This is a genomic window from Amycolatopsis sp. PSD-21 (assembly GCF_055561455.1).
In genome coordinates, this window is the sequence record NZ_CM145712.1 from 7835644 (window position 1) to 7860479 (window position 24836).

The following is a 24836-nucleotide window of genomic DNA, read 5'->3' on the forward strand; positions in this document are numbered from 1 at the left end:
GGCGTTTCCACACCCCGGAACGGTCACTCTTCCGGGGTCAACCACCCCGAACGGGGGACGTAGTGTTCACAGTGCGCTGCTAACGTGAACGTTCCGCGGTGTTCACGCTCAGCGCACACACTGGTCTGGTGAAGGGACGAGCGGTGACACGAGACGGTGCCGATACGTTCTCGGCGGGGAAGCTCGCCTCGAACGATGACACCCCGACGATCATCGACGGCACGCGCCGTCAACCGCTCGAAGCCTTGCCCAAGGAACTCGTCGAGGCCCTCCGCAGCGGCGAATTCCACCACGCCCTCCGGCAGGCGATCGCCTACCGGGGCCTGTCCCTCGCCCGGCTCCGCGCCCACCTCGGGCTCCGCGGCGTCCAAATCGGACAGTCGACGTTGAGCTACTGGCAGCGCGGATTGCGCCAGCCGGAAGTGCCCAAGGCGCTCCCCGCGGTGCGCGCGCTGGAATCGGTGCTGCAACTGCCCGCGGACGCGCTCGTCGTGCTGATCGGGCCGCGGACCGCACGGGCGCGCGGGCACCAGATGGCCGCGTCGTTCCACGACATCCGGTCCGGCGACATGGGCTCGATCGTCGACCAGCTGCTGGCCGAACTGGGCGCGTACCCGTCGTCCAACCGCTACAACGCCGACCTCGAGATGCTCTCGGTGCACGACACGATCACCTTCGACGCCGCGCACCGGCAGGTCGGCCTGCAGACCCGGCTGGTGTGCCGGGCCCGGCGGCACGGCCCGGACCGGTACGTCACCGTCTACAACGGCGACCCCGGCTGCAACATCGCCGACGTCGAGCTGATCACCGCCGAGGGCTGCCGGGTCGGCCGGATCCGGCGCAACGCCGGTGCCGAGACGATGGCCACCGAACTGCTCTTCGACCGGAAGCTCGCCGAGGGCGAGATCCACGTGTTCTGCTTCGAGGTCCGCGACGACTCCGGCACCGCGTCGCCCGGGTACTTCCGGATGCTGCGGGACCAGTGCTCCAGCTACCTGGTGCAGCTGAAGTTCGCGCTCGGCGCGCTGCCCGCGCGCTGCACGCGGCAGTTCCGGACGCGCGACGACGCCGTGCCCGTCGAGTCCGAGGAGCTGCCCCTCGACATGGGCGGCGTGACCAGCGGTTTCTTCAGCGACGCCGGGCCGGGGCTAGCCGGCATCGAGGTCGAGTGGCGCTAGCGCGTGCAATGAACAAGCACCAGCAGCCACAGCGGCGCGTGACGGCCGGCAGGGGCTCGTGAGTGGTAAGGATGGTCGGGGTCGAGAGGGTCTTAGGTACCTGGGGAAACTCGACCTTCACACCTTGCCGAGTACATGAAGGCCCCCTTCCTTGCGCCTAGGTACAGGAAGGGGGCCTTCATGTACTTCAGGGGGCGACCAAGGGCGGCGGTGGCGTGGCAGGGCGCGTCTCGTGAGTGGTAAGGACGGTTAGAACCGTCCTCACCACTCACGAGCCCCAGCGGTCAGTACCGGTAGTGGTCGGTCTTGAACGGACCTTCGACGTCCACGTCGATGTACTCCGCCTGCTCCTTGGTCAGCTTCGTGAGCTCACCGCCGAGCGCGTCGAGGTGGATCTTCGCGACCTTCTCGTCGAGCTTCTTCGGGAGGCGGAAGACCTCCTTGTCGTACTCCTCGTGCTTGGTGAACAGCTCGATCTGCGCGATCACCTGGTTGGAGAAGCTGTTCGACATCACGAACGACGGGTGACCGGTCGCGTTGCCGAGGTTCAGCAGGCGGCCCTCGGAAAGCACGATGATGCTCTTGCCGTCGGGGAACACCCACTCGTCGACCTGCGGCTTGATGTTGATGCGCCGGATGCCCGGGTAACGCTGCAGGCCAGCCATGTCGAGCTCGTTGTCGAAGTGGCCGATGTTGCCCAGGATCGCCTGGTGCTTCATCTTCGCCATGTGCTCGACGAGCACGACGTCCTTGTTGCCGGTCGTCGTGATGATGATGTCGGCCTCGCCGAGGACGTTCTCCAGCTTCTTGACCTGGTAGCCGTCCATCGCCGCCTGCAGCGCGCAGATCGGGTCGATCTCGGTGACGATCACCCGCGCGCCCTGGCCGCGCAGCGACTCCGCGGCGCCCTTGCCGACGTCGCCGTAACCGCAGACGACCGCGACCTTGCCGCCGATGAGCACGTCGGTGCCGCGGTTGATGCCGTCGATCAGCGAGTGCCGGATCCCGTAGCGGTTGTCGAACTTCGACTTGGTCACCGCGTCGTTCACGTTGATCGCCGGGAACAGCAGCTCACCGGCCGCGGCGAGCTGGTAGAGCCGCAGCACGCCGGTGGTGGTCTCCTCGGTGACGCCGCGGACGCCTTGGCCGATCTTGGTCCACTTGCCGCTGTCTGCCGCGACGGAGGCGCTCAGCAACTGCAGGAACACGCGGAACTCGTCCGAGGTGTCCTCGTCCGGGGCCGGGACGACGCCGGCCTTCTCGAACTCGGTTCCCTTGTGCACCAGCATGGTGGCGTCGCCGCCGTCGTCGAGGATCATGTTCGGGCCCTCGCCGTCCCAGGTGAGCATCCGCTCGGTGCACCACCAGTACTCCTCCAGCGACTCGCCCTTCCAGGCGAACACCGGGACGCCCTTGGGCTCCTCGGGGGTGCCGTGCGGGCCGACGACGACCGCCGCGGCGGCGTGGTCCTGGGTGGAGAAGATGTTGCAGGAGGCCCAGCGCACCTCCGCGCCGAGCGCGACCAGGGTCTCGATCAGCACCGCGGTCTGTACGGTCATGTGCAGTGAGCCCGAAACCCGGGCTCCCCGCAGGGGGAAGACCTCGGCGTACTCGCGGCGCAGCGCCATCAGGCCAGGCATCTCGTGCTCGGCGAGGCGGATCTCCTTGCGGCCGAACTCGGCGGCCTCGAGATCGGCGACGGCGAACTCGATGCCGTTGCGGGTGTCGTGCCGCTTGGCAACGCTTTCGGGGGTCATATGCGCGCTTCCTCCAAGGTTGGATGACATCGGAACAGTACCGTTGTCGGCTCAAAGCCCACCGGAACGGTTTGGAGGCCTTCACCGTGGTCATGCCGGGTCCCGATACCCGCGTCGTCGAAATACGCGTACCCGGGCTAGTGGGCACGAGCGGTGAAAGCCTGCTGGATTCGACGTCGGTGGTCGACGTCGCGGGCGATGGGATCGGCAGGCTGATCCGGCCGTCGGACCGGCTGCGCCGTCCCGCTCCCGGTCCGGTGCTGCCCGCGCTCGGCCGTTCGATCCCGCGCATCCTCGAAGGCTACCTGTGGAGCGGGATGACCTCCGGGGGCGCCGCGAAGGCGACCTGGGCGCTGCTGTTCCCGTTCTCGCTGGCGAACGTCGCGCATTGGATGCTGCCGCCGGTCCCGGAGGGCAAACGGTTCGCGGCGCTGCTCGGCTCGGTGTGCCGTGGCCTGCTGCGGGTGGCGTCGCTGCTGCTGACGATGTTGCTGATCGGCCAGCTCGCTGTGGTCTCGCTCGACCTCTTCGCCGCGCAATGCCTCGCGCCGGGTTCGACCTGTCTCGAAGGAGCGCCGTCGTTCCTGAGGGACTTCGCGCCGCTGCGGACCGCGATCGGCGTGCTGCCGCTGCTGATCCTGATCTTCGTGCTCGACCGGATCCCGTCGTCGGACTGGCGATCGCGGAACAGGCTGCACCGCGCGCACAGTTCGAGCCCGCTGCAACCGCAGGACCTGCCGCGGACGCCCGGCCTGCGCACGCTGCACACCGTCGCCGCGCTGACCTGTGTCGCGCTCCCGTTGCTCGGCGGGCCGTTCCGGCTGCCGCCGGCGACGTTCGACCTGGTCGTCTGGATCTGCGCGCTGGCGCTCGTCCTCGCCACGCTGGTGGCCTCGACGGTCGGTTTCTCGGCCGGCCCGGTGATCCGGGGCGGGCTGATCGGGCTCGCCGTCGTCCTGGTCGGGATCGCCGTCGTGCGCCGGACGCCGCTGCCCGCCGGGCTCCCGGGCGGCGGGCTCGGCGGAGCGGACGGGACGGTCGAGGCGCTGGGGGCGGCGATGGTCGCGGTGACCGTGCTGTTCGCGCTGATCCTCGTCCCGGCGGCCCTGCTCGGACGGCCGGCGTGGAAACACCTGCCGCACCGGCTGCGGCCCTGGCTCGGCGGCTGGGCGGCGGCGCCGGTCGTCGCGCTGGCCGGTCTGCTCGGCGGCGGCTTCGGCGCGGGACTCGCGGTCGCGCTGCGGCAGCTGGTCGGCGCGAGCGAACTCCGGCTGCCCGACACGTACTCCCTGGTGACCGTGCTGTGGGGTGCCGGTCTCGCGCTCGCCGTCGTGCTCGGTGTGCTGGGCTTCGCGGTCGCCGTCCCGCTGCGACGGCTGCGCCGCGGCATCCCGGAGATCGTCGCGCTGATGGAGATCGACAAGGCCCAGGAAGAGGAAGCCGCGAGCGCTTGGGCGCGCGCGTCGTGGGAGCGCAAGCATCTGCACCATCTCGCGCTCACGGTGGCGCTGGCGATGGCGGCGGGCGGCGGAGCGCTCCTGGTGCTGCGCTTCGGTTTCGGCCCGTTGCCGGGCTGGTTCAAGCCCCTCTCCGCGATCGGCGTGTTCGCGCTGGGCGCGATGGCGGCCGGGCTGCTGCGGGTGGTGTTCGCCGCCGCGACGACCCCCAAACGCAGCCGTCACCTCGGCGCGCTGGCGGATCTCGTGTGCTTCTGGCCGCGTGCCGCCCATCCGACCGTCCCGCCGAGTTACGCGCTCAAGGTCGTCCCGGAACTCGCCGACCGGGTCAAGGAACATCTGGCCGATCCGGGCACGCGGGTCGTGCTGTCCGGCTACAACCTCGGCAGCCTGCTGACCGTGCTCGCCGCGGCGCGGGTGGTCGCCGATCTCCCGCCGGAGGACCGCGACCGGGTCGGCCTGCTCACCGCGGGATCACCACTGCAATGGGGTTACCAGCGCGCCTTCCCCGCGATGCTGCCGCAGGAGCAACTCGCCGGGCTGTACCGGGATCTCGACGGCCGCTGGCGCGCGCTGTGCCGCGGCACGGACATCTTCGGCGGCGGCGTCACGACGTGGCGGCATCGCGTGGTGGCCGGGAAACTGCTGGGCGACGGCTACCTGCCCGGCGGCGGGACCGGGCCGCTGGCCGCCGAGGCCGACGATCAGGGCGTTTTGGTGCTCGGCGGCGATCACTGGCTGCCCGACCCGATGCGCGGACCGACCGGACGGCACCGCTGGGCGCCCGGGGTCCTCAAGCACACGGACTACGTCGTCGACGCCGAATGGGACAACGCCGTCGCGATGGCCGCCGGCCTCGGCCGTCCGCGCCCGAAGAACCCTTGGGGCGAGCAGGGATCGCTGTTCGGGGACTTCCCCCAGATGCGCTGATGCGCGTGAAGGCCCCCTTCCCTCGGCTGAGCCGAGGGAAGGGGGCCTTCACGCGCAACCAGCTAGCTTCAGTTGGCCTTGCGGCGCACGCGCAGCAGGACCAGGACGCCGGCACCGGCCAGGACCAGCAGGCCACCGGCCCACAGCAGCCAGGCGTTGTCGAAACCGGTGTCCGCGAGGCCGCCACCGTTGCCGCCGTTACCGCCGACGTTCGGGGCGGGAACCGCGGTGCTCGACGGAGCGGAGGTCTCCGACGGCTTCTCCGTGGTGGTGGTCGGCGCGGTCGTCGGCGGCTTGGCCGTCGTCGTCTTCGTCGGCTCGCTCGGCTTCGTCGGCTCGGTCGGCTTGGTCTTCTTCTCGCCGCAGGCGAACCAGTGGCTGATGTCGGCCTGCTTGCCGCCGCCGTTCATCGGCGAGCGCAGCTTCTCCCACGGCGGGGTCTTGGCGAGACCGCGCTGGCCGGGCTCGTAGATGTTGTAGCCGTCGCCGCCCTTGACCACGATCGCGGTGACGGTGACGCCTTCACCGACCGCGGTGATGTTGAGGTACTTCTCGTTGTCCCCACCGGTGAAGGTCAGGTCCTTCGTCGAGATCTCGGTGCCCGGCAGCTTCGCCTTCTCACAGGTGCTGACGTTCTTCGGCGTCGGGATGGCGCGGGGGTCGTCGGTGTGGCACGCGAGCGCGGTGCCCGTGACGCCGAGCAGGGCGGCGGTCGCCAGCGCGACGACGGTGACAGCGGAGCGGACACGCCGTCCGGAAATGATCTGCATTCAGAGCTCTCCTGTACCGATCGGGGGACAAACGAGAGAAAGCGCGGTTGCCTCTTCTGAGGGACGAAGGTCAACTCGCGGTGCTTCTACACGAGTCCCGTTCACCCGACGGGGTGAGGCAAGAGCCCGGACGTTAGCGCACACCGATTTCACACCGTGAATCGGGGCCCCCGACGAAGCGGCCCACCATCCACAAAGGAATGGTGGGCCGCCGAAACGAGAATGATCAGTCCGAAACGGACGTCGGCACCTCGCCCTTGTTCTGCTTGCCGAGCAGGGAACGGCGGCGGCTGTAGGCGAAGTAGATGACGACGCCCAGCGCCATCCACGCCAGGAAGCGCAGCCACGTGAGCACCGTCAGGTTCAGCATCAGCCACAGGCAGGCGACGATCGCCAGGATCGGGATCACCGGGACCCACGGCACGCGGAAGGCGCGGGGCAGATCGGGCCGCGTCTTCCGCAGCACCAGCACGCCCGCCGAGACCAGAACGAAGGCGAACAGTGTCCCGACGTTGACCATTTCCTCGAGTTTGTCCGCCGGGAAGAACGTCGCCGCGACCGCGACCAGTCCGCCGACGACGATGGTCGCGCGCATCGGGGTCCCGGTCGGGCCGGTCTTCGCCAGGCCGCGCGGCATCAGGCCGTCACGCGACATCGCGAAGATGATCCGGATCTGGCCGAGCATCAGCACCATGACGACGGTGGTCAGACCGGCGAGGGCACCGACGGAGATGATGTTGGCCGCCCAGTCGACGCCGTTGGCCGCGAACGCGGAAGCGAGCGTCTTCTTGCCGCCGTCACCCGCCGTGGTGGCGAGATCCTTGTAGTTCACCATGCCGACGACCACGAGCGACACGGCGACGTAAAGCACCGTGACGATGGCGAGCGAGCCGAAGATGCCGCGGGGCACGGCCTTCTGCGGGTTGCGGGTCTCCTCGGCGGTGGTCGCGACGATGTCGAACCCGATGAACGCGAAGAACACCAGCGACGCGGCGGCCAGCAGGCCGAAGACGCCGAACGCGCTGCTGCCGCCACCGGCGATCAGCGAGAACAGCGACTGGTCGACACCGGTCGACGCCGATTCCCCGGCGGGCTGGGCGTCCGGGATGAACGGCGTGTAGTTCGACCCCTTGATGTAGAAGATGCCCAGCACGATCACGAACAGCACCACCGCGACCTTGATCCCGGTGATCACCATGGAGAACCGCGAAGACAGCTTCGTGCCGACGGCGAGCAGCGTCGCGAGCACGAGCACCACGAGCAGGGCGCCCCAGTCGACCGGGATCGGGCCGAGCTCGAACGTCGTCTTCGTGCCCTTGCCGAAGATGTAGGAGAGCACGGTTTCGAGGTAGGCGGACCAGCCCTTCGACACCGCGGCCGCGCCGACCGCGAGCTCCAGGATGAGGTCCCAGCCGATGATCCACGCCATGAACTCGCCGAACGTGGCGTAGGAGAACGTGTACGCGCTCCCGGCCACCGGGACGGTCGACGCGAATTCCGCGTAACAGAGGGCGGCCAGCGCACACGCGATGGCCGCGAACACGAAGGCGAGCGAGACCGACGGCCCCGCGAAGTCACCGGCCGTGCGCGCGGTGAGGGTGAAGATACCGGCACCGATGACGACGGCGACACCGAAGACGGTCAGATCCCACGCGCTCAGGTTCCGCCTGAGCTTCGTCCCCGGCTCGTCGGTGTCCGCGATGGACTGCTCGATGGATTTCGTACGCCACAGACCGTTTCCGGGCACCCTTGACCTCCTACACCTGACTGCGGTTCAACGGACCCTATCGCCCGGTCGTGACGGCAGCGCGGTGGGAGAGCAACGAAGTACCCGGAGGTCGTGGCGGTAATCGGCGCGGTACGGAGAGTTGCCCCGGATGGCGGCCGCTCAGGCCAGCGCGCGGTCCAGATCCGGCTCCAAATAGATCAGCTTCGCCGTGGGCACCTTCGCCCGCACACGCGCTTCGGCGTCGTCGATGGCCTGCGCGATGTCCGCGGTCTCCAGCCCCGGCACCAGGGCGAGCTTCGCGGCCACCAGCATCTCGTCCGGGCCGATGTACAGCGTCCGGATGTGGATGACCCGCTCGACCTTGCCCGCGGCGAGTTCGTCGACGATCACGTCGAGATCGGTCTCGGAGGCGCCTTCGCCGATCAGCAGGCTCTTCATCTCGATGATCAGGATGATCGCGATGATGCCGAGCAGCACACCGATCGTCACGGTGCCGATGCCGTCCCACACCGGGTTCCCGGTGACGACCGACAGCCCGACCCCGCCGAGCGCGAACACCAGTCCGAACAGCGCGCCCGCGTCCTCCAACAGGACCACCGGCAGCTCGGGCGTCTTGGCCTGGCGGATGAAAGCCCACCAACCCGCATCGCCCTTGATCTTCTTCGACTCCTGGATCGCGGTGTAGAAGCTGTAGCACTCCAGCCCGATCGCGACCACGAGGATGCCGACCGCCACCAGCGGCGAGGTCAGCTCTTCGGGATGCGAGATCTTGTGGATGCCCTCGTACAGCGCGAACACCGAGCCGAGGCTGAACAGCATCAGCGCGACGATGAACGAGTAGAAGTACCGGTCCCGCCCGAAACCGAACGGGTGCGTGCGGGTCGCCTTGCGCTGCGACGTCTTCTGGCCGAGCAGCAGGAGCCCCTGGTTCGAGGTGTCCGCGAGCGAGTGCACGGACTCCGCCAGCATCGAGGACGACCCCGTGATGAGGAAGCCGGTGAACTTCGCGGCCGCGATTCCGGCGTTCGCCACGAGCGCGGCGATGATCGCCTTGGTTCCGCCACCTGCAGACACGTGCAACTCCCCAATGGTGTCCCGATATGCCGGGTTCGAAGGCTAGCAGTGCGGATGTGCCCGTACACGGCGGGCGGGACAGGTCACAGAATTGTCGGGGCCCCTCGTTAGTCTCGCCCCTCTCATGACCTGGGGAGGTGCCCGTGCCGCGATTCGGCGTGCTCGGACCGTTGACGATCGAGAGCCCGCCCGGGCGGCGCACGACGCCGCGCGGCGAGCACCAGCGCGCCCTGCTGGCCGTCCTGCTGTTGAACGCGAACTCGTCCGTCCCGGTCGACGCGCTGGTCGAGACCCTCTGGCCGGACACGCCACCGAAGTCGTACTCCTCGAATCTGCACACGTACGTCTCGCGCCTGCGGGCCCGGTTCGAGGGCCTGGAGATCGAGCGGGAGCCGCACGGTTACCGGCTGGTGGTCGAGCCTGCCGACCTCGATCTGCTTTCCTTCCGCGAAGCCGCCGCGGCGGGGAAGGCGGCGGCGCGGGCGGGCGATCCGGCGGCCGCTGCCGGGCACTACCGCCGCGCGCTGGCGGAATGGCGCGGCCCGGTCCTTTCCGGACTGCACATCCCCCGCCTCGACGCGGACATCGCCCGCCTGGAGTCGGAACGCCTGGCCGCCTTCGAAGACTGTGTGGACGCCGAACTGTCCGACGGCAGGCACGGCGAGCTCACCGGCGAGCTCCAGGCGATGATCACCGAGCATCCGCTGCGCGAGCGGCTCGCCGCGCAGCTGATGATCGCGCTGCACCGCGCCGGACGGCAGGCCGATTCGCTGGCCGTCCACCGCGATCTGCGCGCCACGCTCGTCGAGGAGCTCGGTGTGGAGCCCGGTGCCGAGGTCCGCCGGGTGCACGCCGCGGTGTTGCGCGGCGAGGATCCGGTGCCCGCGGCCAAGGCGGCGCCGGTCTTCCCGATCTGCCAGCTGCCGCCGGACATCGCGGATCTCGCGGGCCGCGAGAGCGAGATCGCGCGGCTCTCCGCACTGCTCGGCGAATCCGCCGGCGTCCCGGTCGCGGTGATCACCGGCGAACCGGGGGCTGGCAAGTCGACGCTCGCGGTCAGCACCGCGCACAGGCTCCGCCGGTCCTTTCCGGACGGTCAGCTGTTCGTCCCGCTGGCGGGCGCCTCCGACCCTCGCGACCTTTCCGACGTCCTCGGCGACCTGCTGCGCGCGCTCGGCGTCACCGGTCCGGCCATCCCGGACGACGTCGAGGCCAGGGCGGCGGTCTATCGCGGCCGCCTCGCCGATCGGCGGGTCCTCGTGGTGCTCGACGACGCCGCGAGCCCCGAGCAGGTTCGCGCGCTGCTGCCGGGAACGCCGGGCAGTGCGGTGCTGATCACCAGCAGGCGTCGGCTTTCCGGGCTCGCGGGGGCGGATCGGCTGCATCTCGCGCCGCTGTCCGGCACCGAGGCGATGGCCCTGCTGGCGCGGCTGGCCGGGCCGGGCCGGGTGGGCGCCGAACGCGCGGACGCGGAACGCATCGCCAAGGCCTGCGGCAATCTCCCGCTCGCGTTGCGGATCGCCGGCAGCAGGCTCGCGATGCGGCCCGGTCTGCCGCTCGGGAAGCTCGCCGGGAAACTGGAGGACGAGGTCTCGCGCCTGGACGAGCTCCAGGTCAGCGATCTCCAGGTCCGCGGCAGTATCGCGTTGAGTTATGAGGCGCTGAGCCCGGCGGCGCGGCGCGCGTTCCGGCTGATCGGCCGCTGCCGCACCCTCGACCTGCCCGCTTGGGCGGTGTCGACGCTGATCGACGACGAAGGCGCCGAAGAGGCCATCGACGAGCTCGTCGAGGCCAGCTTGCTGGAAGCCACCGGTCTCGATCCGACGGGCGAGCAGCGGTTCCGCGTCCACGATCTCGTGCGCGTGTTCGCCACGGAACTCGGCCGGGCGCTGGAGACCCGCGCCGAGCGGGTGGCAACGGTCGCGAAGGTGTCGGACGCGGCGCTGTGCCTGGCCGACACGGCGGCCCGCCGCCTGCCGAGGACGGTGCCGATGCCGTTGTCGGATCACGACGTGCCCGCCCAGCCGTTGGCCGGCGAGCTGGTCGAGCGGCTGCTGCGCGACCCCGGCACCTGGTTCTCCGTGGAGCGGGCCAACCTGGTCGCCGCCGTCTCCTCGCTGTGCGCCGTGGGCTGGCGGCGGAAAGCGCTGCGGATACTGGAAAGGCTGAGCGCGTACCTGTACCTGCAGAGTCATTACACCGACATGCGGACGGCGTACGAGACCTTGCGCGACGCCGCCCGTGAGGCGGGCGACCGGCACATCGTGGTCATCGCCGAGGCCAACTTGGCGGTGCTGCTGCACGTTCGCGGCGAGTACGAGCTCGCCGCCGAGGGCTACCGCGAATGTTCGAAGGAATTGGCGGAGCTGGGCGACATCTCCGCGCAGGCGTGGGTCGAGACGAATCTGGCGCGCTGCCTCGTCGGGCTCGGCAGGGCCGGTGAATCCCTGCACGCCGCGACCCAGGCCCGCGAACTGTCCACTGTGGAGGAAAGCGGTACGTACGCACGGCAGGCGGAATCCGCGGCGCTGCATCGGCTCGGCAAGATCTCCGAGGCACTGGAGATCGACAGGAGCAGCCTCGCCGACGCGCGCGAACGCGGCGACGAACGTCAGCTCGGTGTTGCCCTGCAAGGGCTTTCGTGGTCGCTGATGCTCGGCGGCCGCCCGGAAGAGGCGCTGGAGACGATCGAGGAGTCGGTCCGCGTGCTGCGCCGGACGACGGCGAAATCGGCGCTGGCGAAGTCGTTGCGCACCCAGGGCGCGATCCTCGCGGGTGCCGGACGGCGGGACGGCGCGGTGCAGGCGTACGAACACGCGCGGCGGCTGGCGGGAGCGCTCGAAGAACGGCCGAGGGAGCTTTCCTGCACGCGCGCGATAGCCGCGAGCTGGATCGGCGACGGGCAGGCCGATCGCGCGATTCCCGTGCTGCGCCAATGCCTTGACGAATTCCGCGCCATGGGCGGGAAACCCGCGACGGCCCTCACCCTGCACGTGTTGCGCAGGGCGTACGAGGCCGTCGGGGAAACGAAGGCGGCCGAGGCGGCGGGCGAAGAGGCGAAGCGATTGGAAGTCCCCCACGACGCCAACGCTTCGACCCTCGTCCGGTTGCTGTTGTCGCTCACCGAACCCGCCCCGGCCTGACCGGGGGGTGCCCGACCCCTCAGACGGGCACCACCCGGAAGTCACCATCGGGTGCGGATCACCCGAACCGTGGTTCGCGGCGTCCGGCGGAGAACCAGGCCAGCACGATCACCAGCACGCCGTTGGCCGCCGCGTCCCACACCGGCGGCGCGGCGGGCCCGAGGCGCGATACCGCGAACACGTTGATCAGCCCGGCGACGGTCAGCATCACGCGCACTGGCTGGGTACCCGACACCACCAGCGCGGCTGTGAGCAGCACCTGCGCGCCGAGCGAGACGAGCACGACCAGCGGAAGGTTCAGCCTGCTCTCCGCGTCGGCGGCGAGGCCGTGCAGGCCGGATCCCGCGGCCTTGACGGACTCGATCGTCTCACCCGCCAACCTGGCCAGCGCCTGCGCGGAGCCGACCAGGTCCTGGCCGCTCGGCAGCGGGAGCACCAGGTCGACGACCGGGACGAGCACGGTCACCACGGCGGCTCCGAGCGCGGCGAGCAAGGCGGTGGGGCGCGCGGAGACCGGCACCCGGAAAGCGCGTCCGCTCGCCGTGTCGGGATGGGAAGTCACTACTGCTGCTCCTTGGCTATCGACATCCGGGACGAGCCGACGCCAAGCGCCGGGTCACCCCTTCGGGCGATAGTTGCGGAAGCCACCACACGGAACGCACACACTTCGGCCAAGCCCGCACCCGTTCAGTCCTCTGGATGCGGTCCTTGCACGCGCAAGTACCGCATCCAGAGGACTGAATGCGGAAGGGGTCAGCAGGTGCCGGCGGTGGCGCGGAACACCTGGGTGCGCTCGCCGGAAAGCGGCCGCACCCGGACGGCGGGGTCGGCGGCCGGGAGCCACACCGACTGGCCGCGGCTGAGTTCGACCTGCTCGCCGTCGTCGGCGGTCACCAGCAGGCTCCCCGCGGTGCACAGCAGGATCTGCGGGCCGACGTCGTGGACGGCGACCTCGCCGCCGTCCCCGGCCTCCCATTCGATCCGCGACAGCTCGAACTCGGGCGCGTCGGTGCGGTACACCGACATGCGGTCCTCGCGTTCGCCACTCTGGACCGGCATCTCGCCGCACGCGAAGTCGACGACGCGCAGCAGCTCCGGCACGTCGACGTGCTTCGGGGTCAGCCCGCAGCGCAGGATGTTGTCCGAGTTCGCCAGGATCTCGACGGCGGTGCCGTGCAGGTACAGGTGCAGGTTCCCGGCGGGCAGGTAGATCGCCTCGCCCGCGCTGAGGGTGAGCCGGTTGAGCAGCAGCGCCGCGAGCACCCCCGCATCCCGGGGATGCGACTCGCCGAGCTCCAGGATGGTGCGGCATTCGACGTCGAACTCGCCGCGTTCCTGGACGTGCTTCACACACGAATCGAGGACCTCGGGCAGCAGTTCGTCGAGCGCCGCCTGCGGCAGGGTGATCCAGGTGGTGAACAGGGCGCGCAACCCGGCCGGATCCGGCTGGGCCTCCAGCAGCACCGCGTACTTCGCCAGCCCGGGCGTCTCGATCGCCTTGAGCAGCGAGATCGTGCGCTCCGGATCGCGGAAGCCCGCCAGCGCGTGGAACTCCGTCAGCGCGCAGACGAGTTCCGGTTTCGCCGTCGGATCCGGGTAGTTGCGGTTCGAGGCGTCGCGCGGGATCCCCGCCGACTCCTCGCGTGCGTAACCCTCCGCCGCCTGCGCGGCCGACGGGTGCGCCTGCATCGAAAGCGGCTCTTCGGCGGCGAGGATCTTCAGCAGGAACGGCAGCCTGCCACCCCAGCGGTCGGCGCACATCGTGCCGAGCTGGCCGACCGGATCGGCTTCGACGAGCTCCAGCAGGCTCCGCTCGGTGCCGTCCGGGCCGATGACGTGGGACGGGTCGCCGGGGTGGGCGCCCATCCACAGTTCCGCCTCCGGATGCGGCGCCGGCACCGGGCGCCCCAGCAGCTCGGGGATCGTCGTCCTGGATCCCCACGCGTAGGGCCGCACGGCATTGCGCAGCAGCTCCACTGTCACCTCAACTCCTCGCCGGGCACGGGTGGTGCCGGCCCTCATTGCTTACGTCGCGCTCGGGACTCACGCCGTTGCGGGCGTGTACCTCCCGGCGCCGCCGATGCTGCCGACGGCCAGCCCCAGATAGACCGCGGCCAGCTCGAAACGGAGCGCGAGAACGGCCGCACGCACGATCTCGTCCGTTTCGATCTCTTCGGCCGGGGCGATCACGTCGCCGCCGGGCAGCAGGTCTTCCGCCTGATAGCGGGCCGCCTCGGCGGCGGGCCCCGTGCGAACGGAGAGGAGCAACACCCTCGGCGTCGCGCCGGCCCCCTCTTCCGGGTCCGCGAAGATATCGCGATCCACGCCCCCGGACAACGCCGCCCGCCGCAAAGCGGGCCTGGCCAGCGCCTGGCGATAGTCCTCGACATCACAGACGAGGGCGGCGTGCGCGGCGAACGCGTGGGCCGCGTGCTCGCCGACGGCGACCGCGACCGGGTCCAGCCCCCACAGCAGCGGCTGGCGTTCGGCCAGCTTCAGCGCCATCGCCTTGGCCGGGTTCGCGAACGAATCCCTGGCCAGGTAGTCCTTCTCGGCCTCCGCGTCGAGGTGGTCCGCGAGCTGCTCCAGATCGGCCACCAGCAGGCCGAGCGCGTTCGCGGTGAGCAGCGCGGCGGCGAGCCCGCGCGGGAACGCCATCTCCGGCGGGACCGGGATCCGCGGTGCGAGCAGCAGCCCCTTGCCCGCGATGGAGGCCGCGACGGGGCCTTCGTCGGGGGCGGACAACACGACCCTCGCCCCGAACCGGGCGGCGCGTTCCAAGGAAGCGGCCAGCTCGCGGTCACCGGCGTCGTCGGTGTGCGCGAAGACCACGTCGAGCGCGCCGATCCAGCTCGGCACCACCTCGGCGACGACCACCGGCACCGGGCACGACGGGGTCAGGAGCGCGGCGACCAGCCGGGTCAGCGTCCGGCTGACCCCCGGCCGGTCGATCAGCACGAGCGAGCGCGGGCGCCCGACGTCCAGGCGATCGCTCAGCTCGAGTTCGGCCGCGGTTTCGGCGGTCGCCCGGACCTGGGCGCCCGCCATCGCGGCGGCACGGAGAAGCCCCGCGGTGTCGGCCTCGGCCAGCCTCGCGGGATCGTCGAGCAGGGAATCGTCAGGGACCGTCGGCATGGGCGCCATCCGGGGTCGTCGGCTCGGTGGCTTCGTCCAGCAACAGTACCGGGATTCCATCACGGACCGGATACTCGCGACCGCATTCCGTGCAGGTCAGCGCGTCGGCCTCGGGATCGGCCGCCGTCCCCGGCCGCAGCGGCGCGTGATCGGGGGACGGGCAGGCCAGGATCTCCAGCAACTGTGCGTCGAACGTGACGGCCATGGTTACTCCCTACCTGTGGGACGACTCTATGTGCGTCTTCACGACACATTCGTTACCCACGGACGATCGCCAATACGTCTTCGGTCAGCGCCCGGACGGCCTCGGCGTCGGCGGCCTCGACGTTCAGGCGGAGCAGCGGCTCGGTGTTGGACGGGCGCAGGTTGAACCAGCCACCGCCGGGGAGCTGCACGGTGAGCCCGTCCAGTTCGTCGATTTCGACGCCGTCGCGGGCGCCGAACGCGTCCTTGACCGCCATCATGCGCGCGACCTGGTCGTCGACGGTGGAGTTGATCTCACCGGAGGCCGAGTAGCGCGAGTACTCCGCCGTCAGCTCGGACAGCGGGCCCGCCTGCTCGCCGAGGGCGGCGAGGACGTGCAGCGCGGCCAGCATGCCGGTGTCGGCCCGCCAGAAGTCGCGGAAGTAGTAGTGGGCGGAGTGCTCCCCGCCGAAGATCGCGCCGGTCTTGGCCATCTCGGCCTTGATGAACGAGTGCCCGACCCGGGTGCGCACCGGCTTGCCGCCGTGCTCGGCGACGATCTCCGGGACACCCTTCGACGTGATCAGGTTGTGGATGATGGTGCCGCCCGGCTCCTTCTCCAGCTCGCGGATGGCGACCAGCGCGGTGATGGCGCTCGGCGAGACCGGCTCGCCGCGCTCGTCGACGACGAAGCAGCGGTCCGCGTCGCCGTCGAAGGCGAGGCCCGCGTCGGCGCCTTCCTCGCGCACCTTCGCCTGGAGGTCGACGATGTTCTTCGGGTCGAGCGGGTTGGCCTCGTGGTTCGGGAAGTTGCCGTCGAGTTCGAAGTACATCGGGACGACCTCGATGGGCAGGCCGGCGAACACCGTCGGAACGGTGTAGCCGCCCATGCCGTTGCCCGCGTCGACGACGACCTTCAGCGGACGGCTGCCCGACAGGTCGACGAGCTTGCGCAGGTACGCCGCGTAGTCCGCGAGGACGTCCTTCTCGGTCACCGAACCGCGCTGGCCCTCGAAGGCGGGCACACCCTGCTCGACGGTGTCGCGGATCTCCGCGAGACCGGAGTCCTGGCCGACCGGGGCGGCGCCCGAGCGGCACAGCTTGATGCCGTTGTACTTCGCCGGGTTGTGGCTGGCGGTGAACATGGCGCCCGGCAGGTTGAGCGACCCGGACGCGAAGTACAGCTGGTCGGTGCTGGCGAGGCCGATCGACACGACGTCGAGGCCCTGCGAGGTCACGCCGTCGGCGAACGCGGCGGCCAGCTCGGGCGAGGAGTCGCGCATGTCGTGGCCGATCACCACGGAGTCGGACTCCGGCTTGATCAACAGGGCGAACGCCGATCCGAGGTCGCGGACGAGTGCCGCGTCCAGCTGCTCACCGACCACGCCGCGAATGTCGTAGGCCTTCACGATGCCCGAAAGGTCTGGCACGCCTGCTCCCCGCCAATAGTCTCGTTACAACGCCCTCTGGCGCGCTCGAAAGCCTACCGGCGAGCCTTCGCGTCAGGCGCGGCCGGGCAGGACGCGCAGGTGGCCGCGCCTGCCCGAGGGGCCCTCGGGTTCGGGCTCGGGCGCGGGCTTGTCGGACCGGCCCGCCTCGCGCACGGCCTCGGCCAGCGCGGTCAGCTCGTCGGCGGACGGGTCCGGGGCGGCGAAGGCCCCTTCGTGCCGGACGACTTCCCAGCCCTTGGGCACGGTCAGCCGGAGGGCGTGCGCCTCGCAGAGGTCATAGGAGTGCGGCTCGCTCGCGGTGGCCAAGGGGCCCACGACGGCGGTCGAATCGCTGTAGGCATACGTGAGCGTGGCGACAGCGGGTTCGAGACAACCCGTTCGCGAACACTTTCGTACGCTCCGCACGATCGAGAACGATAGCGCGTCGCGAGCCGGGCGTACCGGCGACACGCGCTTTGATTCGCCGAGCGCGTACCCTTCGGTTCGTGGCGACGGCTCGTGATTCCCGACAGCGACGGCGGATGCGACGGGACCGGCACGGCCGGGGCCTGCGCGGAGCGCTGTATCCGTCGACCCTTCCCGCCGCCGCTAGCAGGGCGGAAAGGTTCGACGCGCTGGTTCTGGACGCGCTCGAACCGATCGAAGCGCGGTGGCGACACGAGCTGACGAAGCTCGACGTCGCCGTCGACGACGTCCCCGAAGTTCGCTCGGATGGCGCACCGGCCGGAGTCGATGGCGTACTGCACGACGGCGCCGTCCCGCTCTCGCGGCTGGTGCCGGCCGGCGTCGACCGCGCCGGCCTCCCGACGCGGGCCCGCATCGTCCTCTACCGCCGCCCCCTCGAAGCGCGCGCGAAGGACCCCGGCGAACTCGCGGAACTCGTGCACGACGTCCTCGTCGAACAGGTCGCCGGCTACCTGGGCGTCGAACCCGACGTCATCGAAGGCGAATAACCCTCACCTCCGCACCCCAGCCCCCGCCCTTCCCCGGGGGGCGTCCCCAGCCCAGTGTATCGCGGGGCACCGATGGGACCTGCGAAAACGCCGCCGGAGCGCGGAGTTGTCCACAAGGGGAAGGGGCTGTGGACAACTCGGGACCGCGGGGTCTTGGGCAAGGTTTCCGATGTCGCATTCGAGACGCTGAGCGACACGAATGCGACATCGGGAACCCCGACCACCGCTGCCGAACGTCCTGAAGGGCCCCTTCGGGACGTTCAACGTCTCGCAGGTGCCCTTCAGGACAGCCCAGCCGCTCAAGAAGCCGCAGAGCGCCTCCGCGTAGGAACAGCAGTCAGCAGCGTGAACAAAACCGCCGCCACCTGCGCCAGCAGCAGCAGATTCCGCGTCGTGCCCTGATGCTCCACCACGACCTCCGAAGGCGTGGCCGGAACGGAGACCGCCACCTGATGCCCCCACGCCCGCACGATCGGCACCGCCTTGCCGTCCACGCTCGCCTGCCAGCCCGCCTCGAACTCCGCGGCCAGCACGAGCAGCCGCCCGGTCGGTCCTTCCGAGACACGCACCCGCACGTCCGGCAGCCCGGCCTGCACCGGCGCCACCCCGGGCGACGCCCCCGGCGCGCCCTTCCCGGTCACGGCGGCCTGCGCCAGTTCCGGCGAGATCAGCGCCACCTGACCACCGGCGGGCAGCAGCCGCAGCACCGGACGCCCGTCCGAGGTCGGCTCCGCCAAAACGACCAGTTCACGCGCGAGTTCGACGAAGGCGCCACCGTCGGCGCCGCTCGGCAGCACGACATACGACACGCCCGAGGCCAAAGCGGCCGCGAAGGCCTGTTTGACCGCGTCCGGCGAGCCTTGCAGCAGATCCCGGCGCCACGAGGCGAGCCGATCGGCGCTGCCCGGCGTCGGCGCCAACTCGTCGTCGCCGAAACTCGGCAATCGCCCACCGGTCTGCCGCGCGACGTCACCGATCACCAGCACGGAGCGGCCACTCGAAGCCAGTTCCGCCGAAATCTCCGGAGCCAGCGAGGGACGCGCACCCGCGCGCAAAGGCCCTTCCCGCCCGGCGACGACCGCACCGGTCGCCAGCGCCAGCAGCACGAGCACCCCGGCCACGGCCGTGACCTTCGCCAGCCACGGCGCGGGGTCGACCCCGGACCCGCCCCGCTGCCAGGTCGCCAGCACCGTCCACAGCAGTCCGGCGCTGATCACCAGCAGCGGCACCCCGGCGTATCCGGTCGCGTGCGCGCCGCCCGACATCGGCGTCACGGCCACGAACCGCACCGCCACCAGCCCGAGCACGCCCAGCACGACGACCGCGACACCGCCGGCGGCGCCCTTCGACGGCCGGACCACCAGCGCGACGATCGCGGCCGCGACCAGCGCCACCCCGATCGGCCACGCGCCGGGACCGCCAGGGTCCAGCCCGGCGAGGTCGGCACCGGACGCGGCCGTGGCGCCGCCGCCGAGCCCGTGCAGCAACAGTTCCGGATGCCGCAGCAGCACACTCGGCCACGGCAGCAGCAACGCCAGCGGCAGGAACACGACGATGCCGACCGACGCGATCCGACGCGCGAGCCCCGTCGGCGACGGCAGCACCACGAACCCGATCAGCAACCCGACCAGCGCCAGCGCGTACGCCAGCGGTGAGAAGGCGCCGATCAGCGCCAGCCCGATCGCGCTCAGCGCGGATACGTGCAGCCAGCGCGAATCCGCGCGGACCAGCAGCCCGACGAGGCCCGCGATCACCAGTGGCAGCAGCAGATGCACGACGACGACGTCGAGCCGTCCCTGCGCGACCGAAGCCGTGGCCGCGGGGAGCACGCCGTACGCCGCCGCGGCGACGGCCCGCACCCAGCGGCGCACGCGAAGGTGCCGAGTGGCGGCGTACGCGCTCAGCGCGGCGAGCGGGATGTCACCGATCAGCAGGATCGCGACCAGCGCAGCGGGTCCGCCGATCGGGGCGAAGAGCGCGCCGAGCGTGCCCAGCACCGGCAGCGTCGCGGGCGCGGGGCTCGCCGTCCCGCCCGCGATCGCGTGCCACGGCGCGAGATACGACGACCAGATCTCGCCGAGCCCGCCGACCGGCAGCAGCTTCCCGCCGAAGAGGTCCAGCCCCAGCCGGGATCCGTTGATCACGAACGCGAGGGCCGTCAACACGACGAGCATGATCACCGGCGGGGCGAACACGGTCGCGCCAAGCACGCGCTTCCGGTCCACCTCGACGAACACGAGCTCCGGTTCCGGCCGCTGTCCGCCATCCCGTGGCACCGGAGACGGTTTCGGCCCAGCCTCCGCGGGCTTCTCGGGCACCGCGACCGCGACAACCCCGCTGGGCCGCCGCAGGCCCGTCCCCCGCGAGCCGACACCGCGCATCGCCCCCGCCGGCAGCGCGCCGGGACCGACCGGACGATCCTGTCCGGCCTTCACCGCCTCCGGCGGGATCCAGGCGCCTTCCTGATCGACGCTCTCCGGCACCGTCCCGAGGGCGAAATCCCGTTCCACGCCACGCCGGACGAGACCGACGACACCGGCGCGCACCGCGTTGCGCACCCGCGTCATCCGGCCGGTGAACAGCCCGCCTACCCGTCCCGGCCTGCCGGTCTTCCGGCGTTCGGCGCGGGCCGCGCGCAGTCCTCCACGGCCGCGCAGCAGGTACCAGGCGGCCGCGAGTTCCGCGCCAGCCTCGCCGGTACGCCGCAGCACCAGGAACGCGAGCGCCCGCAGCACCGCGAACACCGGAATTCGAAAAAGGCCGAACCAAAAGGACAGTGGGGAGCAGTTGACGAGGAACACCCGCAGCCCGTGCGCGCGGTTCGCCGTCGCGAGGGGAAGGCCGAGGGCGTCCGGTTCGCGCTGTCCGGTGCTGAGCGCGCGAGCGTGCCGGAGCCGGGCCGACGGCACCGAGAGCACGCGGCCGCCCGCCGCGTTGGCGCGCCAGCCGAAGTCGAGATCCTCGCGCAGCAACGGAAATCGCGGGTCGTAGCCGCCGAGTTCGTGCCAGACTTCCCGCCGCACCAGCGATCCCGCGCTCGGCACGGCGAGCACGGCGGTGTCGTCCTCGTCCGGTGAGATCTGCTGCCGGTGGCCGATGGCGTCGGTCGACAACCCGGCTTCGACGATGAGCCGCGGGTCGCTCCAGTCGACCGCGAGCGGGCCGAGCACCGTCGCCTCGGGCTCGTTTTCCGCCGCTGCCAACAGGTTTTCGAGACAGTCGGGTTCCGGCGCGCAGTCGTCGTGCAGCAGCCAGAGCCAGCCTCCGGGATCACCCCAGCGTTCGACGGCGTGCTCGACGGCCGCGCCGACGGCGGCACCGAAGCCGACGTCACGGGAAAGTGTGAGAATTCCGTCCAGGACCGGTGCTTCGCCGACGGACGCCGCGTCGGCGAGGATCTTCGCCGTCCCGTCGGTGGATCCGGTGTCGACCGCGAGGACGTGCCGCGGCCGGACTCCGCTGCGCCGCAGCGCGGAAAGCGCCAGTGGCAACCAGTTCTCGCCGTCGTGACAGACCACAATGGCCAGAACGGGGACCGTGCGCAACACAGGTGACGCGGCGGTGCGTGACAACGGGCACTCCAGATGTGGCGGCGAAGTCGAGTGCCGCCACCCTACGACGCGACCCTGTCACCCGTTGGTGGCCCCACTATGTGGAAGCGGGCGTAAGCGATCTCCGGCGCGCACAGGCCGCCGGAGATCGCCGTCACACGGCTCGCTTTTTCAGTTTCCTACGCTCGCGTTCGGAGAGCCCGCCCCAAATACCGAACCGCTCGTCATGCGCGAGGGCGTACTCGAGGCACTCGTCCTTGACCTCGCAACCGAGGCAGATCCGCTTGGCTTCGCGGGTGGAGCCGCCCTTCTCGGGGAAGAACGCCTCCGGGTCCGTCTGCGCGCAGAGGGCCCGTTCCTGCCAGTCCTGCTCTTCCGCGGAGGCGTCGTCGAAAAGCTCGGTGAGATCGCCCAGTTGCTGCTCCGGGACCTCACCCCAACCCACGACTTGCCCCCATTCCCTTCCATCTGCTTCCAACCGCACGTCCGCCTCCTCGCTGTCCACGCACTCCCCAGGCTGGCGGTGTTGAAACACCATCCGCCGCCCCCTTCCAGCGACGAATGACATCACTGTGATTACACCCGTGTAGTGCGGTCAGGTCAAGCGGAGTAGCGAGTTCGGGGGATACCCGCGCGCGGAAGCGCAAGGGGACACGCCGAGAACTTCACATCGGGCATACGGAAGACTGGAGGGGTGCAGAGATCAGCAGTGCGGCCCAGCCCGATCTTCCTCGGCATCCTCGCGGTCACCGTCCTGGGCGGTGTACTGGCGGCTTTCGGTGATGCGACCACGATTTCCAGCCAGCAGTACGACCCGCTGATCATCGCCGGCGTGGTCCTGCTCGTCGCGGGCGGCTGGGTCGCGTCACTGACGCTCCACGAATTCGGGCACGCGGTCGTCGCGTTCCGAGGCGGCGACCACAGCGTCGCCCACAAGGGTTACCTGTCCATGGACGTCCGGAAATACACGGATCCCGCACTGTCCATCATCCTGCCGTTGGTATTCCTCATCATCGGCGGCATCCCGCTGCCGGGTGGCGCGGTCTGGATCGAACACGGACGCCTGCGCTCGCGCGGGGTCCAGTCGTGGGTTTCGCTCGCCGGACCGCTGAGCAACCTCGCCGTCGGCGTCCTGCTGACCCTCGTCGTCGCGCTGGTGCCGATGGCGTCCGGTCTCGTGATCGGTCTTTCGTTCCTGGCGCTGCTTCAGATCGTCACGTTCATCCTGAACATCCTGCCGATCCCCGGCCTCGACGGCTGGGGCGCGATCGAGCCGTACCTTTCGCCCGGCGCGCGCGAGTTCGGCGCGAAGGCCCGGCCGTGGGCACCGATCGTGCTCTTCGCCGTGCTGTTCCTCGTGGACGGTGCGAGCCGCTTGCTGTGGCAAGGGTCCTTCGCGATCTTCGACGCCGTCGGCGGCTTCAAGCTGGCCGCCATGTACGGCCAGGACGCGTTCATGTTCTGGAAGTGAGCTCGCCCTCGGGGTGCTCGGTGAACCACTCGTGCGCCCGCTTCCAGACGCGTTTGAGGCCGGACCGCTCGCCGAGGTAGTCGCCCGCCATGCCGACGACCGGCAGCTTCCCGAGCGCGCGGTGGAAAAGACGGCCCCGGGGCCGCTTCTCCAGTTCGTCGACGATGCCCAGCAGACCCCTGCCCAAGCGCCACAGCGTGCCGGCGGCGGCCTTCAGGGTGATCTTGCCGTGCTTCTTCTTCGCGTCGTCGAGTTCTTCGGTGAGCTTCGCCGCTTCGTCGTCTTCGGCGGCTTTGTCGTGATCGGCATGTTTGCCCGCCGCGAGTACCGGATCGATGTCGCGTTCGAAAAGGACCCACGCGATCAGCCGGACACGGGAGCCGACGTCGGTCACGCCGTACTCCCCCGCGATCGCGCACAGCAACACGCCTTGCGCCGCCGAACCGAGCGCGTCCTGCACGGGCAGCCGGTCGGCCAGCGCGCCGCCGAGACCGGGGATCGCGGTGATCAGCGCGGTGAACCGGCCGACCCGGTTCACCCACCAGTCGGTCCGCTGGTAGTTCGACATCTCGGCCCACGCCGCGGTGCCGGGCACCTTGACCGAGGTGATCCCGTTGAGCAGCTTGTCCTTCAGCCCGGGCTCGACGCCGTCGAGATCCTCGTGGCGGCGTCCTCGTGCCTGCAGGCCGAACGGGTCCGCGTCACGCAGCGCGTCGACCATCGGCCCGCAGCCGCGGACGAACGGCCGCAGCACCGCCACGACCTGGCGGTCCGAAATCGCTTCACCCACCGCTGACTCCCTTCGCTGCCCCGCCAAGACCGCCACCCAGCGCCAGTGCGCCCGGCAGCGCCCCGCCGCCGATCAGCAGCAAGGCCCGCCAGTCCTGTATCAGCACCAGATCACCACCGGGTCCGGTCGCGCCCATTCCCAGTACGACTAGTACCCAGACGAGCAGCGGAATCACCGAAAAGGAGGGCCGCACCACTTTCGCGGTCGTCCGCACCAGCAGCGGGGTGGTGATCACCGCGAGCACCACGGTCACCGGCAGAGGCGCGTCCCCGACCTTCGGCAGGACGATCCCGTCGAGCCGGAGCGGCAGGAAGAACAGTTCGAGCAGGCCGAGCAGGAACGCGTCGAAGGCCAGCAGGGCCAGCAGCAGACGCTGCGTCGAGGTGAGCGGCGGGTTCACCTCGCGAGGCCCCCGAACAGATCGGCCGCGGCGCCTTCGGCCGGTCCGTGCGCGAGCACGAAGTACTCGTTCGGGGTGATCGGCTGCGCGATGTCGTTGCTCAGCGCGAAGTGGTCCGCGAGATGCGGTGGAGCGGGCACGCTGACCTGGGTCTCGTGCGCCCGCAGCGCGGCCGCCTTCGCCGGGATGTACGCGCCGACGTCGAGGACGGTCGTGATGGCCTCGTCCGGCGTCACCGGGAGTTCGCCGTCTTCCGGGACCCGGAACGGTGAGCGCCCGCGCAGCGCGGCGAGGCCGGCCGCGACGGCGTCGCGGGAAGAGACGGTGTGGAAGACCCGCTCGACAGACGCGGCCTTCGGGGCCGCGGCCATCGTGACCTCGTGCGCGCGGATGTGGTCGGGGTGCCCGTAACCCCCGAAGGCGTCATACGTGACGACGACCTGGGGCCGGACCTCGTCGAGGATCTCGGCGAGCTGAGCCGCCTGCTCGCCGAGGTCGCCGCCGGAGAACGCGCGCGGATGGGCCGCGGACGGCGTCCCGGCCATACCCGAGTCACGCCAGCGGCCGATGCCGCCGAGGTACCGGTGCCGCGTGACACCCAGCGCCGCGCAGGCCGACGCCAGCTCGCCCGCGCGGTAGCCGCCCAGCTGGTCCGAAGCCCACGAGCCGAGGCCGTCGAGGGACGGCGGGATGATCTCGCCTTCCTCACCGAGAGTGCACGTGACAACGGTCACTTCGGCGCCTTCGGCGGCGTAACGCGCGATGGTGCCACCGGTGGTGATGCTCTCGTCGTCCGGATGGGCGTGCACGAGGAGCAATTTGGGCAGATCGGAGATCACGGCTTGAAGACTAATTCGAACATGG

Annotated in this window: 20 protein-coding genes; 5 read left to right on the forward strand and 15 right to left on the reverse strand. The window is 70.5% G+C overall.

The window, feature by feature from the left end; all coding sequences use genetic code 11:
* Positions 1-143 precede the first annotated feature (143 nt).
* Entirely contained in the window at positions 144-1178 is a 1035-nt protein-coding gene (locus ACZ1DY_RS36805; RefSeq protein ID WP_192743391.1) for a hypothetical protein, read from the forward strand.
* Positions 1179-1462: 284 nt separating this feature from the next.
* On the opposite strand, the gene ahcY is transcribed toward ACZ1DY_RS36805, so the two are convergent.
* Entirely contained in the window at positions 1463-2935 is a 1473-nt protein-coding gene (gene ahcY, locus ACZ1DY_RS36810; protein WP_126735768.1) for an adenosylhomocysteinase, read from the reverse strand.
* A 92-nt stretch (positions 2936-3027) separates the two neighbouring features.
* On the opposite strand from ahcY, the gene ACZ1DY_RS36815 reads away from it, so the two are divergent.
* On the forward strand, positions 3028-5322 hold the full coding sequence (locus tag ACZ1DY_RS36815) for a hypothetical protein (RefSeq protein WP_465485755.1): 2295 nt from the start codon (positions 3028-3030) through the stop codon (positions 5320-5322).
* A 68-nt stretch (positions 5323-5390) separates the two neighbouring features.
* Here ACZ1DY_RS36815 and ACZ1DY_RS36820 read toward each other — a convergent pair whose 3' ends face one another.
* From ACZ1DY_RS36820 to ACZ1DY_RS36830, 3 genes are all read right to left on the reverse strand, one after another.
* The gene (locus ACZ1DY_RS36820) at positions 5391-6092 is read right to left on the reverse strand and encodes a cytochrome c-type biogenesis protein CcmH (RefSeq protein WP_257484434.1); all 702 of its coding nucleotides are present in this window, start codon (positions 6090-6092) and stop codon (positions 5391-5393) included.
* Positions 6093-6318: 226 nt separating this feature from the next.
* Positions 6319-7839, reverse strand: coding sequence for an amino acid permease (locus tag ACZ1DY_RS36825; protein WP_257484433.1), 1521 nt, complete (start codon positions 7837-7839; stop codon positions 6319-6321).
* A 141-nt stretch (positions 7840-7980) separates the two neighbouring features.
* Positions 7981-8895 (reverse strand): cation diffusion facilitator family transporter, encoded by a 915-nt coding sequence (locus ACZ1DY_RS36830; RefSeq protein WP_126735771.1) that lies wholly within the window; start codon positions 8893-8895, stop codon positions 7981-7983.
* A gap of 143 nt (positions 8896-9038) precedes the next feature.
* Here ACZ1DY_RS36830 and ACZ1DY_RS36835 point away from each other — a divergent pair, with 143 nt between their 5' ends.
* Positions 9039-12038, forward strand: a complete 3000-nt coding sequence (locus ACZ1DY_RS36835) for an AfsR/SARP family transcriptional regulator (RefSeq protein ID WP_465482427.1) — start codon at positions 9039-9041, stop codon at positions 12036-12038.
* 58 nt (positions 12039-12096) lie between these two features.
* Here the strand turns inward: ACZ1DY_RS36835 and ACZ1DY_RS36840 are convergent, their stop codons facing one another.
* The 6 genes from ACZ1DY_RS36840 to ACZ1DY_RS36865 all read right to left on the reverse strand — a co-directional run bounded on the left by ACZ1DY_RS36840 (position 12097) and on the right by ACZ1DY_RS36865 (position 17212).
* Positions 12097-12600, reverse strand: coding sequence for a hypothetical protein (locus ACZ1DY_RS36840; protein ID WP_465482428.1), 504 nt, complete (start codon positions 12598-12600; stop codon positions 12097-12099).
* A gap of 191 nt (positions 12601-12791) precedes the next feature.
* Positions 12792-14015 carry a mannose-6-phosphate isomerase, class I gene (gene manA, locus ACZ1DY_RS36845; protein WP_465485756.1) on the reverse strand — a complete coding sequence of 408 codons (1224 nt, stop codon included), beginning with the start codon at positions 14013-14015 and terminating at the stop codon, positions 12792-12794.
* 66 nt (positions 14016-14081) lie between these two features.
* The gene (locus ACZ1DY_RS36850; protein ID WP_257484430.1) at positions 14082-15173 is read right to left on the reverse strand and encodes a hypothetical protein; all 1092 of its coding nucleotides are present in this window, start codon (positions 15171-15173) and stop codon (positions 14082-14084) included.
* The gene (locus tag ACZ1DY_RS36855) at positions 15157-15378 is read right to left on the reverse strand and encodes a Trm112 family protein (RefSeq protein WP_126735775.1); all 222 of its coding nucleotides are present in this window, start codon (positions 15376-15378) and stop codon (positions 15157-15159) included. The genes ACZ1DY_RS36850 and ACZ1DY_RS36855 overlap by 17 nt, the downstream gene beginning before the upstream one ends.
* A gap of 52 nt (positions 15379-15430) precedes the next feature.
* Positions 15431-16786: a phosphomannomutase/phosphoglucomutase gene (locus tag ACZ1DY_RS36860; protein WP_034305253.1), complete on the reverse strand. Its 1356-nt coding sequence runs from the start codon at positions 16784-16786 to the stop codon at positions 15431-15433.
* 72 nt (positions 16787-16858) lie between these two features.
* Positions 16859-17212: a DUF3499 domain-containing protein gene (locus tag ACZ1DY_RS36865; RefSeq protein WP_073848429.1), complete on the reverse strand. Its 354-nt coding sequence runs from the start codon at positions 17210-17212 to the stop codon at positions 16859-16861.
* 116 nt (positions 17213-17328) lie between these two features.
* Between ACZ1DY_RS36865 and ACZ1DY_RS36870 the strand changes: the two genes are divergently transcribed.
* A complete protein-coding gene (locus ACZ1DY_RS36870; protein ID WP_016337110.1) occupies positions 17329-17760 on the forward strand; it encodes a metallopeptidase family protein in 432 nt (143 codons plus the stop codon).
* Between the two features lie 299 nt (positions 17761-18059).
* Here ACZ1DY_RS36870 and ACZ1DY_RS36875 read toward each other — a convergent pair whose 3' ends face one another.
* Together ACZ1DY_RS36875 and ACZ1DY_RS36880 are read right to left on the reverse strand one after the other, a co-directional pair.
* Positions 18060-21332, reverse strand: a complete 3273-nt coding sequence (locus ACZ1DY_RS36875; protein ID WP_465482429.1) for a glycosyltransferase — start codon at positions 21330-21332, stop codon at positions 18060-18062.
* Between the two features lie 133 nt (positions 21333-21465).
* The gene (locus ACZ1DY_RS36880; protein ID WP_007028952.1) at positions 21466-21849 is read right to left on the reverse strand and encodes a WhiB family transcriptional regulator; all 384 of its coding nucleotides are present in this window, start codon (positions 21847-21849) and stop codon (positions 21466-21468) included.
* Between the two features lie 171 nt (positions 21850-22020).
* On the opposite strand from ACZ1DY_RS36880, the gene ACZ1DY_RS36885 reads away from it, so the two are divergent.
* Entirely contained in the window at positions 22021-22782 is a 762-nt protein-coding gene (locus tag ACZ1DY_RS36885) for a site-2 protease family protein (protein WP_219154342.1), read from the forward strand.
* On the opposite strand, the gene ACZ1DY_RS36890 is transcribed toward ACZ1DY_RS36885, so the two are convergent.
* The 3 genes from ACZ1DY_RS36890 to mshB are packed head-to-tail and all read right to left on the reverse strand — an operon-like array spanning position 22766 to position 24811.
* Positions 22766-23572, reverse strand: a complete 807-nt coding sequence (locus ACZ1DY_RS36890; RefSeq protein ID WP_126737477.1) for a hypothetical protein — start codon at positions 23570-23572, stop codon at positions 22766-22768. The genes ACZ1DY_RS36885 and ACZ1DY_RS36890 overlap by 17 nt on opposite strands.
* Positions 23565-23972 (reverse strand): hypothetical protein, encoded by a 408-nt coding sequence (locus tag ACZ1DY_RS36895; protein ID WP_465482430.1) that lies wholly within the window; start codon positions 23970-23972, stop codon positions 23565-23567. Before ACZ1DY_RS36895 ends, ACZ1DY_RS36890 begins: the two co-directional genes overlap by 8 nt.
* Positions 23969-24811, reverse strand: a complete 843-nt coding sequence (mshB, locus tag ACZ1DY_RS36900) for an N-acetyl-1-D-myo-inositol-2-amino-2-deoxy-alpha-D-glucopyranoside deacetylase (RefSeq protein WP_257484426.1) — start codon at positions 24809-24811, stop codon at positions 23969-23971. Before mshB ends, ACZ1DY_RS36895 begins: the two co-directional genes overlap by 4 nt.
* Positions 24812-24836: the final 25 nt, after the last annotated feature.